Annotated in this window: 10 protein-coding genes, 2 tRNA genes and 1 pseudogene; 8 read left to right on the forward strand and 5 right to left on the reverse strand. The window is 72.6% G+C overall.

Annotated elements, in window-relative coordinates; all coding sequences use genetic code 11:
• The first annotated feature begins 199 nt into the window (after positions 1-199).
• From BM242_RS19245 to BM242_RS19255, 3 genes are all read left to right on the forward strand, one after another.
• Positions 200-532 carry a hypothetical protein gene (locus tag BM242_RS19245; RefSeq protein ID WP_093840121.1) on the forward strand — a complete coding sequence of 111 codons (333 nt, stop codon included), beginning with the start codon at positions 200-202 and terminating at the stop codon, positions 530-532.
• A 286-nt stretch (positions 533-818) separates the two neighbouring features.
• A complete protein-coding gene (locus BM242_RS19250) occupies positions 819-1424 on the forward strand; it encodes a SigE family RNA polymerase sigma factor (protein WP_093840122.1) in 606 nt (201 codons plus the stop codon).
• Positions 1425-1640: 216 nt separating this feature from the next.
• Entirely contained in the window at positions 1641-3293 is a 1653-nt protein-coding gene (locus tag BM242_RS19255) for a long-chain fatty acid--CoA ligase (protein WP_093840123.1), read from the forward strand.
• Between the two features lie 149 nt (positions 3294-3442).
• On the opposite strand, the gene BM242_RS19260 is transcribed toward BM242_RS19255, so the two are convergent.
• Both BM242_RS19260 and BM242_RS19265 read right to left on the reverse strand, forming a co-directional pair.
• On the reverse strand, positions 3443-7510 hold the full coding sequence (locus BM242_RS19260) for a PAS domain-containing protein (RefSeq protein ID WP_107365150.1): 4068 nt from the start codon (positions 7508-7510) through the stop codon (positions 3443-3445).
• Positions 7511-7738: 228 nt separating this feature from the next.
• Positions 7739-8356 (reverse strand): SSI family serine proteinase inhibitor, encoded by a 618-nt coding sequence (locus BM242_RS19265; RefSeq protein WP_093840124.1) that lies wholly within the window; start codon positions 8354-8356, stop codon positions 7739-7741.
• 294 nt (positions 8357-8650) lie between these two features.
• On the opposite strand from BM242_RS19265, the gene BM242_RS19270 reads away from it, so the two are divergent.
• The 3 genes and pseudogenes from BM242_RS19270 to BM242_RS19280 all read left to right on the forward strand — a co-directional run.
• A tRNA-Ser gene (locus BM242_RS19270) sits at positions 8651-8741 on the forward strand.
• A gap of 173 nt (positions 8742-8914) precedes the next feature.
• Positions 8915-8987: transfer RNA gene (locus BM242_RS19275), tRNA-Arg, on the forward strand.
• A gap of 326 nt (positions 8988-9313) precedes the next feature.
• Positions 9314-10036: pseudogene (locus tag BM242_RS19280) on the forward strand (IS110 family transposase); the annotation flags it as partial.
• A 143-nt stretch (positions 10037-10179) separates the two neighbouring features.
• On the opposite strand, the gene BM242_RS19285 reads toward BM242_RS19280, so the two are convergent.
• Positions 10180-10512: a cold-shock protein gene (locus BM242_RS19285; protein ID WP_093840125.1), complete on the reverse strand. Its 333-nt coding sequence runs from the start codon at positions 10510-10512 to the stop codon at positions 10180-10182.
• 1892 nt (positions 10513-12404) lie between these two features.
• Between BM242_RS19285 and BM242_RS19295 the strand changes: the two genes are divergently transcribed.
• Entirely contained in the window at positions 12405-13202 is a 798-nt protein-coding gene (locus BM242_RS19295; RefSeq protein ID WP_093840126.1) for a VOC family protein, read from the forward strand.
• A 48-nt stretch (positions 13203-13250) separates the two neighbouring features.
• On the opposite strand, the gene BM242_RS19300 is transcribed toward BM242_RS19295, so the two are convergent.
• A complete protein-coding gene (locus tag BM242_RS19300; RefSeq protein ID WP_425443884.1) occupies positions 13251-13730 on the reverse strand; it encodes a hypothetical protein in 480 nt (159 codons plus the stop codon).
• A gap of 87 nt (positions 13731-13817) precedes the next feature.
• Entirely contained in the window at positions 13818-15407 is a 1590-nt protein-coding gene (locus tag BM242_RS19305) for an SDR family oxidoreductase (RefSeq protein ID WP_093840127.1), read from the reverse strand.
• Positions 15408-15528: 121 nt separating this feature from the next.
• On the opposite strand from BM242_RS19305, the gene BM242_RS19310 reads away from it, so the two are divergent.
• Complete coding sequence (locus BM242_RS19310) at positions 15529-15729, forward strand: hypothetical protein (RefSeq protein WP_093840128.1); 201 nt, start codon at positions 15529-15531, stop codon at positions 15727-15729.
• Positions 15730-15893 lie beyond the last annotated feature (164 nt).

Raw genomic sequence — 15893 nt, forward strand, 5'->3', positions numbered from 1 at the left:
AGGGATGTGGCGGCGCACGCGAGCGGCAGGTGAGGCGCCCGGGGTTTACCGGCGGATTGTCATTCGTGCGAGGGAACAACGCGGTCCCGGGGCGTTCGCCGGAACCTTCCCGGGCAACTCTGCATCCGCGACGTCGTTCCCTCGCGGGGTGGCCGGCCAACCTCCCCGCGGCCCAAAGCTTTTGAGCCTGGAGGAATACATGGCAATCATCCGTACCGCTCGCGTCGTGGCCGCATTCGCCGCCCTGCCCCTGGCGGCCGGGCTGCTCGGCGGAGTGGCCCACGCCGACAGCTTCGACAGCGGGTCGTTCGCGGGCTACGGATCGAATGCGTCCGTCGGCACCATCATCGGCAGCGGGGTCGGGGGCACCAACAACGGCAATTCCGCCACCACCCAGCAGATCGCCACCGGTGGCGGCGCCTCGAACCAGAGCAACACCGCGGGCGTGGTCGGCACCGGTCCCACCGTGGTCGGCCAGTCGAACGTCGACATCAACTTCGTGTCCTTCGTTCCCACGGTGGACCGCTCGTAGGCCGGTTCCCCGGGGTCGCAGCCGGGGCGGAAACGACCGAATGGTGTGCTCACCGGGTCGGGCGCGCGGCCGTACCGTGGACGGTACGGCCGCGCCGCCATGTCCGCGCCCGCCGGGCCCGGCGGGCGATCATCAGGTGAATCCCTGAGGCGGTCCCGGGGGACCCTGCGGGGTCCCTCCACCTCCAGGAGGTGTCTCCGGGTACCCCTCTACTCCCTGGGGCGGAGAACGCATCGCGACCTCGGGCCGATCCGCCGGAGGGGGTCCGGCTCCTAAGTTATGGAGCATGACCACGCCAGGGAGCACCTCGACCGCAGCCACCGCCGCGCAGGTGACGCCGCTCACCTTCACCTCGTATGTGAAGGCCCGCGGACCGGTGCTGATGCGCACCGCCCGCTCGCTGACCGCGAACCCCAGCGATGCCGAGGACCTGCTCCAGACCGCCCTTGCCAAGACCTATGTGCAGTGGGAACGGATAACCGACCAGCGGGCGCTGGACGGCTATGTCCGACGGGCGCTGGTCAACACCCGCACCTCGCAGTGGCGCAAGCGCCGGGTGGACGAATACGCCGTGGACGAGCTGCCCGAGCCGGAGCCGCTGCCCCAGCCTGACCCCGCCGAGGTGCAGGCGGTCCGGGAGGCCATGTGGCAGGCCGTGCGCCGGCTGCCGACCCGGCAGCGGGCCATGGTGGTGCTCCGCTACTACGAGGATCTGAGCGAGGCGCGGACCGCCGAGCTGCTGGGGGTGTCGGTCGGCACGGTGAAGAGTGCGGTGTCCCGGGCGCTGGCCAAGCTGCGGGAGGACACGGCACTGGCCGCCGTGGTGGACGCCCGGCTGGCCGAGGAGGACGACGACGAGCTTGCGGGGGCGAGGGCGCTGGCCGCCGCCTGAGGCCGGCACCCCCGGCGGCGCGGGGGCGGCGCGGGACGGCGGACGGCGGACGGCGGACGGCGGACGGCGGACGGCGGACGGCGGGGGCCCGATGCCATATTTCCGCCCCGAATATGCGCCCGACCTCATGACATACCGTCCGGTCGGTGTCAGACTGCCGGGGCGTACGGCGTTACCCGCGCGTAACGCCACCCCTCGTACCCCCGGGAGGACACGGTGCTCAGCACGATGCAGGACGTTCCGCTGCTGGTCAGCCGCATCCTGCGGCACGGCATGACGATTCACGCCAAATCCAGGGTCGTCACCTGGACCGGCGCCGAACCGCAGCGCCGCACCTACGCCGAGACCGGCGAGCGCACCGCACAGCTTGCCGCCGCCCTGCGCGACGAGCTCGGCGTCACCGAGGGCGACCGGGTCGCCACCCTGATGTGGAACAACGGCGAGCACCTGGAGGCGTACTTCGCCATCCCCAGCATGGGCGCGGTGCTGCACACCCTGAACCTCCGGCTGCCGCCCGAGCAGCTGGCCTGGATCATCAACCACGCCGAGGACAAGGTCATCCTGGTCAACGGCAGCCTGCTGCCGCTGCTCGCGCCGCTGCTGCCCGGCCTGAAGACGGTGCGCCACATCGTGGTCGTCGGCCCCGGCGACACCTCCCTGCTGGACGGCGCCGAGCCCGCCGTGCACTCCTACGAGGACCTGCTCCAGGGCCGCCCCACCGACTACGACTGGCCGGAGCTGGACGAGCGCTCCGCCGCCGCCATGTGCTACACCTCCGGCACCACCGGCGACCCCAAGGGCGTGGTGTATTCACACCGCTCGATCTTTCTGCACTGCCTCCAGGTCAACACCGCCGAGTCGATGGGCCTCACCGACGAGGACACCTGCCTGCCGGTGGTGCCGATGTTCCACGTCAACGCCTGGGGGCTGCCGCACTCGGCGTTCATGTGCGGCATCAATCTGCTGATGCCGGACCGCTTTCTCCAGCCCGCCCCGCTGGCCGAGATGATCGAGGCGGAGCGGCCCACCTACGCCGCGGCCGTGCCCACCATCTGGCAGGGCCTGCTGGCCGAGCTGGAGGCCAATCCGCGCGATGTCTCCTCCCTGCAGAGCGTCACCATCGGCGGCTCGGCCTGCCCGCCCGCGCTGATGAAGGCGTTCGAGGAACGGCACGGCATCAAGGTGGTCCAGGCCTGGGGAATGACCGAGACCTCTCCGCTGGGCAGCGTGGCGCACCCGCCGTCCGGGCTCACCCCCGACGAGGCATGGCCGTACCGGATCACCCAGGGCCGCTTCCCCTGCCTGGTGGAGGCGCGGCTGATCGGTCCGGACGGCGACGTCAAGCCGTGGGACGGCACATCCGCCGGCGAGCTGGAGGTGCGCGGCCCGTGGATCGCCGGCGCCTACTACGGCGGACCGGGCGGCGCGGAGCTGCGCCCGGAGGACAAGTTCAGCCCGGACGGCTGGCTGCGCACCGGTGACGTCGGGGTGATCACCCCGGACGGCTATCTGACGCTCACCGACCGGGCCAAGGACGTGATCAAGTCCGGCGGCGAGTGGATCTCCTCGGTGGAGCTGGAGAACCAGTTGATGGGCCACCCGGCGGTCGCCGAGGCCGCGGTGGTGGCGGTGCCGGACGAGAAGTGGGGCGAGCGCCCGCTGGCCACGGTGGTGCTCAAGGAGGGCACCACCGGCGTCGGATACCAGGAGCTGCGGGAGTTCCTCAGCGGCCGGGTGGCCCGCTGGCAGCTGCCGGAGCGCTGGGCGCTGATCGAGAGCGTGCCCAAGACCAGCGTCGGCAAGTTCGACAAGAAGGTGCTGCGCCGGCAGTACGCCGAGGGCGCGCTGGACGTCACCCTGCTGGACTGACCGGCCGGCGGCGCGAGACCCGGCGAGCGGGCGGGGAAGGTTCCCGGACCTTCCCCGCCCGCTCCTTGCCGTGCCCCCGGCCCCGGCTCCGGCCCGGGCCCGGAAACGGTCCCGGGGCCGGAAACGGTCCCGGGGCCGGGGCCGGGTCCCTAATGTGCCCCGATCCGCGCCAGCAGATCGACGATCCGGTCCTGCACGTCCTCGGTGGTGGCCCGCTCGGCCAGGAACAGCACCCGCTCCCCCGAGGCGAGCTGCGGCAGCTCCGCCTGCTCCAGCCCGCCCGCCGTGTACACCACGAACGGGGTGCGGTTGAGCAGTCCGTTGGCCCGCAGCCAGTCCACGATCCCGGCGCGCCGCGGCCGCACCTGGCCCAGATCCATCACCACCAGATTGGGCCGGAACTGCGCGGCCAGCTCGACCGCCTGCGGGTCCGAGGGGGCGTGCCCGACCTGCATGCCGCGCCGCTCCAGCGAGGCGGTCAGCGCCGCCACGATCGGCTCCCGCTCCTCCACCAGCAGCACCCGCGGCGGATGCTGCTCGCTGTCCCTGGGGGCGAGCGCCTTGAGCAGCACGGCGGGATCGGCGCCGTAGGCGGCGTCCCGCCCGGCCTGGCCCAGCCCTGCGGTGACCAGCACCGGCACCTCGGCGGCCACCGCCGCCTGGCGCAGCGACTGGAGAGCGGTCCGGGTGATCGGACCGGTCAGCGGATCGACGAAGAGCGCGGCCGGATAGGCGGCGATCTGCGCGTCCACCTCCTCCCGGGACTGCACCAGGACCGGCCGGTAGCCGCAGTCGGTGAGTGCCTGCTGGGTGGACGGGTCCGGCTCGGGCCAGACCAGCAGGCGACGGGGGTTGTCCAGCGGCTCGGGCGGCAGCTCGTCGTCGGCCGGTGCGGCCCCGGGCGCGGCGGCCGGGAGCTGATGGCTCCGGCCGCCGGTGACCTCGACCGCGCCGTTCGGCCCGTCCAGCGGCTCCGGGCCCTCGCCGGAACCGGCGGCCGGGGCGCTGATGGCGAATTGCCGTCCGCCCTCGGCGGGGTGGGCGGCGCCGGGCGCGCCGGGCAGGCCGGGCCCGGGGTGACCGGCCGGCCCGGCCGGCCGCTGCTCATCGGTGCGCGGATACGCGGCGGGCTGCGGGAACCGGCCCGCCGGGGTCCCGGCCCGCTGCTGCATCTGCGGCTGCGGCTGCACGGCCGGTGCCGGTGCGGATGCCGCCGCCGACGGCTGCGGCCGGTCCGGCGCCGAGGGCTGAGGACGGGAGGGAAGCTGGGGGCGGCCCGGGCCCGGCGCCGGGGCCGGTGTCTGCGCCGGTCCCGGATTCTCGGGCGGCGGGGTGGCCAGCTTGCGTCGCCGGGTGGGCGCGGACGGGGGCGCGGCGTTCGGCGCCGGGGCGGGCGACGGCCCATACGCGCCGGGTGGCAGCGCGCCCGGCTGCTGCTGCTGCGGCTGCTGCTGCTGCGGCTGCTCGGCCGCCAACTGCTGGGTGAGCTGGGAGACCGGGATGCCCTGGCCCAAGGTCTGCACATTGACCGCCGAGGCCCGGGCGTCCGGGCGGCCCGTGCGGTCGCTGCCCGGCATGGGCAGCGGCTGCGGTGCGGGCAACTGCGGCTGCGGTACGGAACCATTGAGGATCGGACTGGCCGCCACCACGGTGTGCTCCATCACCGGCGGCTCGTCGTCCTCCCCCGCGGGCGCCGGGCCGGCCGGCTGCTCGGCCTCGGGCTGCGGCTGAGGCTGCTCCATACCGGGCGCGGCCGGGTGGCCCGCTCGCGCCCCGCGTGCCTGTTCCGGCAGTACGGGGGTTCCCGGCGGCGGGGCGGATGCCTGCGGCTGAGGCTGCGGTGCGCGCGGGTCGGGCTGCGGCTGCTGCTGCGGCTCGGCGGCGGGCAGCGCGATCGGTTCCCGGCGCTGCTCCGGCTGCGCCGGGACCTGGGCAATGGCCCGGCGCCGCCGGCGTCCGGACGGCTGTTCGTCCTCCGGCCGCCCGCCGACGACGGGCGCGGGCACGGCGGCGGGCGCCTCCGCGGCAGGGGCCTCCGGCGCGGCGTCGACGGAGGTCAGCGCCCGGCGCCGGCGGCCGGTACCGCCCGCGGTTTCCTCCTCGGCACCGGCCGCCGCCTGCGGCTGCGGATGCGGTTCCGGCCGGCCCTGCGATTCCGGCCGGGGCTGCGGATGCGGCTGCGATTCCGGCCGGGGCTGCGGATGCGGCTGCGGATGCGGTTCCGGCCGGCCCTGCGATTCCGGCCGGGGCTGCGGATGCGGCTGCGGATGCGGTTCCGGCCGGCCCTGCGGTTCCGGCTGAGGCCGGGGCACGGGCACCGGCTGGGCAGGCGTCTCCTCGGCGGGCGCCCGGCGCCGCCGCCCGGTGGGCGGCGGGACGGGCTGGCCGCCCTGCGCCGGAACCATGACCTGTCCCCGCCCCTGGCTCTCCCCCTGCCCCGGTCCCTGCCCCTCGCTCCGCTGCCGGTTCTGCTGCCCCTGGGCCCGGGCCGGCAGTTCGACGGAGCCCGAGTGCCGGCCGGCGGCCCGCCCCTGGGCCGGGACCCCCGGCCCGGACCGCGCCGCCACCCCGTGCCGGGCCTGAGCCGTCTCTCCCACCGGCTGGGTGGTACCGCGGGCCGGTTCCGTGGGAACCGGCATCACCGTGGTCTCCCCGCTGCCGTCCTGTCCGCCGCCGTCGCTGCCGCCGCCGGACGTGCCGCCTCCCGGCCGCTCGCCCGCGGCCGGCCGCTCCCCGGCGGCCGAGGCACTCGCCGGCACCTCCAGCACATAGGCCTGTCCGGCCGAGGCCCCCGGCAGCTCATGGGTCTGGAGCACCCCGCCGTGCAGCCGGACGATGCCCCGCACCAGCGGCGCATGCACCGGATCACCGCCGGTGAACGGCCCGCGCACCTCGATCCGCACCACCTCGCCGCGCTGCGCCGCGGCGACCACGATCGTCGAATCACCCGCGTTCGAACCGCCCGGCCGCCGGCCGGTGGCGTCGACCCCGGCCACATCCGCCACCAGGTGGGCGATCGCCTGGGCCAGCCGGTCCGGGTCCACCTCCGCCTCGATCGGCGGAGCGTGCACGGCGAACTGCGCGCGGCCGGGGCCGATCAGCTCGGTGGCGCCCTCCACGCCCGCGTTCACCACCTCGTCCAGCGAGACCAGCTTGCGGCTGAGCTGCTCCTCACCGGCGTCCAGCCGCTGGTAGCTGAGCACATTGTCGACCAGCGTGGTCATCCGCGAGTAGCCGGCCGAGAGGTGGTGCAGTATCTGGTTGGCCTCCGGCCAGAGCTGGCCGGCCGGGTCGTTGGCCAGGGTGGCCAGCTCCCGCTTGAGCTCCTCCAGCGGGCCGCGCAGCCCCTCGCCGAGCACGGCCAGCAACTGCCCGTGCCGGGCGGACAGCGACTCGTACGGACGGCGGTCGGTGAAGGCGAGCACGGCGCCGACGAGCTGGTCCCCGATCCGCACCGGGGCGGTGGTCAGGTCCACCGGCACCGCCCGCCGGTCCCTGGTCCACAGCACCTGGCCGCGCACCCGGTGCTTGCGCCCGGAGGCCAGGGTGTCGTGCAGCGGTGTCTCCTCGTACGGCAGGGGTGTGCCGTCGGGACGCGAGTGATGGATCAGCGGATGCAGCTCCTGGCCGCCGAGCTGGCTGGCACGGTGGCCGAGTATCTGGGCGGCGGCCGGATTGACCAGGACCACCCGGCCGGCGGTGTCCACGCCGATCACGCCCTGGGAGGCGGCGCGCAGGATCATCTCGGTCTGCCGCTGCTGGCGCAGCAGCTCGGCCTCGGTGTCCAGGGTGCCGGTGAGGTCGCGGACGACCAGCAGCAGCAGTTCCTCGGAGCTGTCGTCGTCGAAGAAGGCCGCCTCCACGGCGGAGGCATAGGGCGAGACGGCGGCGCCCCCCTTGAGCAGCGCGCTGGTCACCTCGACCCACAGCTCGCTGCCGTCCGTGCGCCGCGCGACCATCCGGGTGGGCTTGGTCCGCGCGCCGTGGTCCTCGTCCGGGCGGCGCATCGAGCCCGGGATCCGCCGCGGATCGAAGTCCGGGACGATGTCCAGCAGGCCGCGGCCGACCAGCGGTGCGCCCGGGAGTTCCAGGGTCTCCACGGCGATGGTGTTGGCGTTGACGACGGTGCCGTTCCCGTTGACGAGCAGCAGCGCGTCGGGCAGTGCGTCGAGTATGGCGGCGAGGCGAGCAGCGCCCCTCGCTGGCCTGCTGCTCACGACGTCGATCCTCCCTTGACCCGTGTGGTGTCGCGCACGCCACCGACGGTCGTGTGGACGGCCGGGTTCCCCGTGCGTGTCATTCAGGGGGAGTCTACGGGGACTGGTACGCCGTGCGGTGGTGCGTTCGTGGATGCATTTTCCCGTACCGCTTCGTACCGGCCCGCGGCCGGGTCGGTGTCGGTCCCGACCGCTGTCCGGGCAGTGGCGGGCGGGGCGGGCGGGTCCTCACCGCATGACGCCGGGCGCACCGCCGACCGGCTCCGCGAACCGCCACAGACCGCGATGCCGGTCGCTCTCCCGGCCCTCCTCGCGCTCCTGCCGCTCGGGCACCGCGGGGGAGTGCCCGTCCCCGCCGTCCCCGCTGTTCCCGCTGGTTCCGCCGTCCCGGTTCTCCTCCTGGTCCGCCACAGCGTTCACATCAGGCAGCGCCGGGATCAGGCGGTCCCAGCGGGCGATCTCGCAGCCGTTGGCGCGACTGAACTCGGCCTCGATCTGACGGCCGTTCCATTCGCCGCGGACCTCCGCCCGCCATGGGCCGCCATAGATCTGGGTGCAGATGGCGTCCTCGGGCACCGGCGCGAAGGGGTCGTCACCGGTTGCGGTGGCTTCGTCCAGCGCGTCACAGGCCGCGCGCGCCTCCGGGTGATCCCCGCCCGCCGGGTGGCACTCCAGGAGGTGGCTCTCCGCCGCGCCTCGGCTCTGACCGTCCAGCACCGAGACGGTCAGCCGGGCTCCGGGCCCGGTGTCGTCCCCGGGGCCGCCGGACGGGGCGGCGGAGGCCGGGGCGACAGCCGCCGCGGCGAGCGTCAGCGCGGCAAGCACGGTGTGCGAGACGACGGGCATGGCGTTTCCCTCTCCTTCTTCCTGCTGCTTGCTGGTTGCTGCTGATTCCTTCTTCTGCCCACTGGTCCTTCCGGCCCGCCCCGACCGCGCCGGCCCCGCGGTCCTGCCTCTCTAACGCTCCCGCTCCCGAGACGTTGCGCAACTCGGCGGGAACCCGCTCGACGCCGGGCGGGCGCAGCCCGTAGGGTGGTTCTCGATTGGCTGCCCCGCACACGGCTGTGGCATCATTTGCACGCGCTGTCCAGCGCAGCCGGTCCGTCCGCACGGCGGGTCATGGCCGCGCCGGGACGACAAGGAGGCTTCGCCTAGTCTGGTCTATGGCGCCGCACTGCTAATGCGGTTTCGGGTTTATCCCCGATCCCGGGTTCAAATCCCGGAGCCTCCGCACTTCCCCAGAGCCCTCGGCACCCGCCGAGGGCTCTGGGCTTTCCGGCATTCGGCTCGCGCACGGCCTCTCCGCAGCTCGGCACGGGTACGGGAATCGGATTTCGTGTGCCGGGGCACGTCATGTAGTGTTGTTCCCGCACCGCCGCCCACCGCCGGGCGGCCGGGTCCCAGGCGCTCGTAGCTTAACGGATAGAGCATCTGACTACGGATCAGAAGGTTGCAGGTTCGAATCCTGCCGAGCGCGCACCAGTCCGGAGGCCCCTTCCCCCCTGGGAAGGGGCCTCTGAGCTGTCCCTTGACGGCGGTGGCCGGCGGCAACCCCGTCATCTTCTTCGCGGTCCGGCAAGAGGGCCGCTGGCCTCCGGGCCCGGCATGACCGTTGCCCCCTGTCGAACCGATGACCTGGGGGGGTGGTGTCACCGGGCCCGAGGGGTGCCGCCGGAGACGCTGATCAGAGGTCCGGCCACCGCCCGGCCGGGCGCAATGCCCGGCCGCTCGCGGGCGGCAGGTCTGCATAACGTGGTTGCGCGAGAACGGCTCCCCGTCCCTGGGGCCGGCACATACCGACGCATGTGGGGGCACGGTGGTCAGCATCGACGGGTGGGCGTCTTCCTCGGCCCGGACGTCGGCAAGCAGGCGCATCACGGACATGGTCTGACGCCGGTCGGGAAGACGGTGTTCGACAAGCCGCTGCCGAACGGCGAACCGAAGCTGCGGGCGGTCTTCGGCAAACTCAGGGCCAAGTTCGGCACCGTCCTGGTGGTCGTGGACCAGCCCGCCTCCATCGGCGCCCTGCCGCTGACCGTCGCCCGGGACACCGGCTGCAAGGTCGCCTACCTGCCCGGCCTGGCGATGCGCGGGATCGCCGACCTCTACCCCGGCGAGGCCAAGACCGACGCGAAGGACGCCGCCGTCATCGCGGACGCCGCCCGCATCATGCCCCACACCCTGCGCACCCTCGACCTTGCCGACGAGGTCACCGCAGAGCTGACCATGCTCGTCGGCTTCGACCAGGACCTCGCCGGCGAGGCCGACCGCACCTCCAACCGCATCCGCGTCCTGCTCACCCCATTCCACCTCAGCCTGGAACGCGTCCTCGGCCCCCGCCCGGACCACCAGGCCGTCACCTGGCTCCTGGAGCGTTACGGATCCCCTCAAGCACTGCGCAAGGCAGGCCGCCGCAGGCTGGGCGAGGTCGTCCGCCCCAGGACCCCGCGCATGGCCGAACGGCTGGTCGACGACACCTTCGCCGCGCTCGACGAGCAAACCGTCACCGTCCCCGCCGGCTGGACGAGCACCAGCGGACAGAGGGCTTCGTCCCGCCGCCTGCCCTACTACCGCCCATCGGCTGTGCCGGCTCACCGGACGAACGAGCACCCACAGCCGACCGGAACTCCTCACACGGCTCGGCACAAGGGCCGAGCGCCCCGCCGCTGTTACGGCCGATCTTCGTCCAGGGAAATCTCCAGGGACGTACTGTAACCCTCCATGGAGACCGGCCTCGCCCTGCCTTCCGGCGAGGCAATATCCGAAGAATCCACCGGGCAAACCTCGATCGCTCGCACCGAGTATTCATCCTGCTGCGCGGGCTCCCAAGTGAACCTCACGGTTGCGCCGACCACCAGCTTCCGGTAGTCGGCCGCATCGGCAACAATCATGGAAAAGTGAACAAAAACTTCGCCTGGAGCATCGGGGGACTCCACCACCCCCCACCCTTCGGAAAGGTTCCACTTGGTTACAGTGCCGACTACAAATTCCTTGTCCTTCATTGACTTCCCTTTCGGAAACGCCGCGTGGGGCGGCTTCGAGTAGTTCCTGAAGCTGCCCCACGCACCTAGACCGGTTCACCGGCGTCATCGCTCTGCTCTATTGAGCATGATCCCAGTCGAAGTGAAGATCGCTCCCGTAGGGCTCACCCTCTATGACGTGCTCGTACGCTGGTGATCCGAGTTCCACGGACCGTGGATCCGTGGAACTTCGGAAAATCGAGTAGTTGAACCGAAAGGACACCGTCGCAGTCCCCGACTTCCCGCCGACGTTCACTTTGAAGGTGCAGTAACCCCACAGGCTATACTGCGAGTTGTAGCTATGACCACGGACCGTCGAATGCCACAGGTAGTCCGTGGGGATGTCAGTGTGCGTGTCCGAGTATGGTAGCTGCATATGCCCCGCCGTGCAGGTCATCGGTGAGGTTTATATTGCTATGAGCTGCGGACCTAGGCGAAACGACCAGGCCATGGGTATCCCCGTCGCTCCCCATGTCACTTGACCGTTGAACGTGCCATTACTGTCCGTCTTGGAGTAGCTGACACTAGTCCTGGTGAACGTCTTCGACGCTTGGAGCTCTGCCGAAGCAGGCGTCTGAATTCCCACAGCAACAGCGAAAGCAGCCAGGAAAGCGACGACGACTCGCACATCCCTGATGCGCATCTAACCCCCACTTCAAGGTAGCTGCATATGGAAAGCAGCACTAGTGACCGTAGTTGCAGCACTACGCATTGTCAATACTCCATAATGAGAGGTATGCTGGTTTCTCACCACTTGGGGGCGAATTACCCGGCGTAACATCACGTGGGCACGCACCAAGAGGCCAACGGGTGGCTCCTCCTCTTGCCGCTCGCTGAGAGCGTCGCCGACCCGGCCGAAGGGGGACCGCTGGGCGTCCAGCCGGACGAACGTGTAGATGTCCACGGTGACCCGGATGGAGCCGTGGCCCAGCACCTCTCCCCCGCTGACCTCCGGTCGGCGAGCTGCTGGGCACGCTGAGCCCGCAGCTCGGTGACGCACTCCGGGGGCACGGCGACGCGCCGCGCGGACCGCTGGGTCCTGGGCGGCACGATGAGCAGTTCCCCGCTCACCCGCTGAAGGGCCTGGCGGAGGATGAGGACGCCACCCACCAGATCCACGTCCTGCCAGCGCAGGCCCAGCAGTTCCCCCAGCCGCAGGCCCCTTCCGCACCGCCAGCTCGTACACCGCCCACAGCCGGTTGGACCGGGCCGCGTCCAGCAGGCGGCGCCCTTCCTCGACGGCCAGGGGTTCGATCTCACGCTGGTCCCCATGCCCAGCTCCACGTTCCCGGCCACATTGCGCGGCAACTCGTCCTCGCGACGGCGTGCTGGAGCACCGCCCGCAGGATGACCAGCAGGAAGCGGACCGTACGGTCCGAAGGACGCTTCTCGCAGCACTTGGCGAGCGCACAGCAGCGCCGCTTGCGCTGGGACGCTTCGCCTCCTTCCCCTGGGCGCAGCACTGGCAGGTCCGGGCCGTCTTGACGAGGAAGGCGCGGATGTCCCGGGCGGTGAGCCTGGCCGGCTTCTTCTTGCCGAGGCCGGGCGTGATGTAGTTGCGGACCAGCGACTCGTCATTCACGTAGGACGTTTTGCGGACCTTGGCCCGCGCCACGTGGGTGAGCCAGTGGCCGTACTCGGCGAGCCCGAGCCGGAGCATGCAGTGCTGGCGGCGGACAGGGCGATGTCGGCCAGGGTGGGGGGCTTGCCGCCGGACATGTTGGCGCTGTGGGTGAAAGCCCCTTCTCGTACCGGACTGGGCCGAATGGCGGGCCGGGCGGGGGCCCCGGGGCGCGGCCGGGTGGTCCGCCGGGCGATTGTCAGTGGCGGATGTCACGCTGAAGGCCAGTGAGAGATCCGCGAAGGGAATCGCCATGATCACTACTGACTTCGTCACCGGCTCGCCGAGCTGGATCGATCTCGGGGCGCCGGACGTGCCGGCCGCCGCGGCCTTCTACCGGGCCGTTTTCGGCTGGGAGTTCCAGCCCTACGGAGACGAGGCGGACGGCTACGGCGCCTTTGTCCAGGACGGCAAGACGGTTGCGGCGGTGGGCAGGCTCACCGAGGAGGGTGCCCGTCCGGCCTGGATGATCTACTTCCGCAGCTCCGATGTGGAGGCCACCGCGCGGGCCGTCGAGGAGGCCGGGGGCAAGGTGCGGGTGGCGCCCATGGACGCCGACGACTGGGCCAGGATGGCGCAGTTCACCGATCCGCAGGGCGGCCAGTTCGCGGTGTGGGAGCCGCGCAAGAGCCAGGGCCTGGAGGCGGTGGACCGGCCCGGCACGCTCTGCTGGATCGAGCTGATGACCACCGACGGCGCCGCCGCCAAGCAGTTCTACAACAAGCTCTTCGGCTTCGACTACACCGATGTTCCGCTGCCTGGCGACATCCCGGGGACCTACGGCCTGATCGCGACGGCGGGCGGCGGCGAGGAGCAGCAGCTCGGCGGGGTGATGGAGATGGCCGCCGACGACCTCTCCTGGGCCGGCGGCCCCTACTGGCACCCGGTGTTCGCGGTCGAGGACTGCGACGCCACCACGGCCAGGGTCACGGAGAACGGCGGCACCCTGCAGATGGGGCCGGAGGACATGGAGGGCGTCGGACGGACCGCCGTCTGCGTCGATCCGTCCGGGGCGGACTTCGTCGTCCTGCAGCCCGAGCCGTCCGCCTGAACGGTTCCGGCCGTGGCGGCCCGGCTGCGGAACGGCTGACGGCCGGGGTCAGGACGGCGCACCGGGGATCAGGCGGTGCAGCACCGGGCCGGCCAGGGGGAGGTCGGTCAGGCTGCCGCCGTCCGCCAGCGGCCCGGTCAGCAGGGTTGTGCTGATGGGCGGGAAGTCGGCGAGCTGGGTGCCCGCGGAGTTGTCCAGCGGATCGCTGCCGGTGCCTGCCAGGGGGTTGAGCTGGAGGGTCTTCAGCGGCTCCAGGGAGTAGCCGACGGCGGTCAGCGGGCCGGGCGTCGGTGCCCCGGCCCCGGTGTCGGCCTGGGCGGAGCCGGTGGTGCCGAAGGCGGCGGCGCCCAGCGCGGAGAGCGTGAGGCCGGTGCGCAGCAGCGCGGGGGAGGAGCGGCGCGCCGGGCGGGCGGCGTGGCGTCCCCGTCCGGCGCGGCGGGCGGGGGAGAAGCCGGAGGAGGAAGCGGAAGGGGAAGCGGAGACGGAAGAGGAGGTGATCCGGGTGGTCCGGGGGGTGATGCGTGGCATGGGAGGCCTGTCGGGATCGGGGGCATCGGGTCCGAATGCGCAGAGTAGTGGAGTCATAGCGGGGTGCAGGGGCCCGTTGCGGTGACATCACCCGGTCGGCGTATCGTCTCCGGCTCTCCCGGTGCCGATGCGGGCCGCGGCACGGGGCCCGTCCCCCGCGGCAGCGGCGGCGATGTTGCGGGCCATGCCGTTGAAGACCAGGTGGTGCCAGGGGGAGACGGCCCACCAGTACAGATGCCCGCCCAGGCCGTGCGGGTGGAACAGGGCTCGCTGCCGGTAGCGGCTGCGGCCGTGCTCCGCCGGCTCCACGGCCATCTCCAGCCAGGCCAGGCCGGGCAGCCGCATCTCCGCCCGCAGCCGCAGCAGTTTCCCCGGCTCCTGCTCCTCCACCCGCCAGAAGTCCAGGGAGTCGCCCACCCGGAGGCGCACCGCGTCCCGGCGGCCCCGGCGCAGTCCCACTCCGCCGGAGAGCCGGTCCAGCCAGCCCCGCGCGGCCCAGGCGGCGGGCAGCGAGTACCAGCCGTTCTCGCCGCCGATGGACTCGACGATCCGCCAGACCGTTTCCGGTGGCGCGTCCACCGCACGCTCCCGGACATCGGAGTAGAGGCTGCCGCCGGCCCAGCCGGGGTCGGTGGGCAGTGGGTCGCTGGGCGCTCCGGGAGTCGCCGCGGAGCTCCAGCGGGTGGTCACCTCTCCGTCGCCGATCCGCTTCAGGGCCAGCCGCAGGGCCGTCTGGACGCCGGTGCGGCCCTGCGGCGGGTCGGGCAGCAGGCGGGCGATGTCGTTCTCCCGGCACACCACCTCGTGGCGCAGCGACTCGACCAGCGGGCGGGCCAGTGGACCGGGCAGCGGGGTGATCAGGCCGATCCACAGACTGGACAGCCGGGGGCTGAGCACGGCCACCGGCACGATCAGCCGCGGGGGCAGCCCGGCCACGGTGGCATAGCGCCGCATCATCTCCTGGTAGGTGAGGATGTCCGGGCCGCCGATGTCGAAGCTCCGGCTGACCTCGGGCGGCAGGGTCGCGCAGCCGGCCAGGATGCGCAGCACGTCCCGGACGGCGATCGGCTGCACCCGGGTGCGCACCCAGCGCGGGGTCACCATGACGGGAAGCCGTTCGGTCAGGTGGCGCAGCATTTCGAAGGAGGCCGAGCCGGAGCCGATCACCACGGCGGCGCGCAGCACCACGGTGGGCACCCCGGAGTCCAGCAGAATCCGTCCCACCTCGGCCCGGGAACGCAGATGCGGGGAGAGTTCCCGTTCCGGTACGCCCGCCGGGGTGAGGCCGCCGAGATAGACCAGGCGGCCGAGGCCGGCCTCACGGGCGGCGGTGCCGAACAGACGGGCGGCCCGGCGGTCGGTCTCCTCGAAGTCCGGGCCGGTGCCGAGCGAGTGCACCAGGTAGTAGGCGGTGTCCAGGCCGTCCATGGCCCGCCGCAGGGACGCCGGGTCGGTGACGTCACCGCGTACCACCTCCACCCGGCCGGCCCACGGATGGTCACGGAGCTTGGCCGGGGTGCGGGCCAGGCAGCGCACGGTATGGCCGGCGGCCAGCAGTTCCGGAACCAGCCGGCCGCCGAGATAGCCGCTGGCGCCGGTGACCAGGATCCGGCGCGGCACGGCGGCGGGCGGCGGCGGAGCGGGGGGCGGTGCGGGGGGCGGTGCGAAGGCGGGCATGGGGCCATGCTGGGCCGGGCGCCGCCGCCCTGCCACCGCGGGCCCGCGGTGGCAGGGCGGCGGGCCGCGGCCACGGCCCCGGGGTGCCGGAACGCGGGCGGGTTCGCTAATGTCCGCAGGCATGGTGCAGAACCCCCACAATCCCCAGCATCCGCAGCCGAGTGATGGCGCGGGCAGCACGCAGATGTTCCGGGCCTTCGTCGACGAGCAGCCGGCGCGTGACCGGGCCTCCGGCCGGTCAGGGATGCGCGCCGGGGTGGTCCTCGGCGTGGTCCTGGGCGTCCTGGTACTGGCCGCGGTCGGCTGGCTCGCGCTCTCCTGAGCGCGGGGCCGGGCGCGACCCGGCCCGCGGGACGTCGCAGGCCGGTTCCGGTCGCTTCACGGGGATCGGGACACAAGCTGGGCAGACAACGGTCGGCAGCCGAATCGATCGGCGGAGATTCGCAGACGTTCACGGTTCACGGAGTGCACTTCTGTCCCGGGCCG

Origin of the sequence: Streptomyces aidingensis, assembly GCF_900112355.1 — a bacterium.
In the GTDB taxonomy this organism is placed as follows: domain Bacteria; phylum Actinomycetota; class Actinomycetes; order Streptomycetales; family Streptomycetaceae; genus Streptomyces; species Streptomyces aidingensis.

Excerpts from the sequence above, each read along its gene's own strand:
- BM242_RS19245 (WP_093840121.1), top strand. The coding sequence starts at position 200 with ATGGCAATCATCCGTACCGCTCGCGTCGTGGCCGCATTCGCCGCCCTG.
- BM242_RS19265 (WP_093840124.1), bottom strand. The coding sequence starts at position 8,356 with ATGCCCGTCGTCTCGCACACCGTGCTTGCCGCGCTGACGCTCGCCGCG.
- BM242_RS19305 (WP_093840127.1), bottom strand. The coding sequence starts at position 15,407 with ATGCCCGCCTTCGCACCGCCCCCCGCACCGCCCCCCGCTCCGCCGCCG.
- BM242_RS19250 (WP_093840122.1), top strand. The coding sequence starts at position 819 with ATGACCACGCCAGGGAGCACCTCGACCGCAGCCACCGCCGCGCAGGTG.
- BM242_RS19310 (WP_093840128.1), top strand. The coding sequence starts at position 15,529 with ATGGTGCAGAACCCCCACAATCCCCAGCATCCGCAGCCGAGTGATGGC.
- BM242_RS19300 (WP_425443884.1), bottom strand. The coding sequence starts at position 13,730 with ATGCCACGCATCACCCCCCGGACCACCCGGATCACCTCCTCTTCCGTC.
- BM242_RS19285 (WP_093840125.1), bottom strand. The coding sequence starts at position 10,512 with ATGAAGGACAAGGAATTTGTAGTCGGCACTGTAACCAAGTGGAACCTT.
- BM242_RS19295 (WP_093840126.1), top strand. The coding sequence starts at position 12,405 with ATGATCACTACTGACTTCGTCACCGGCTCGCCGAGCTGGATCGATCTC.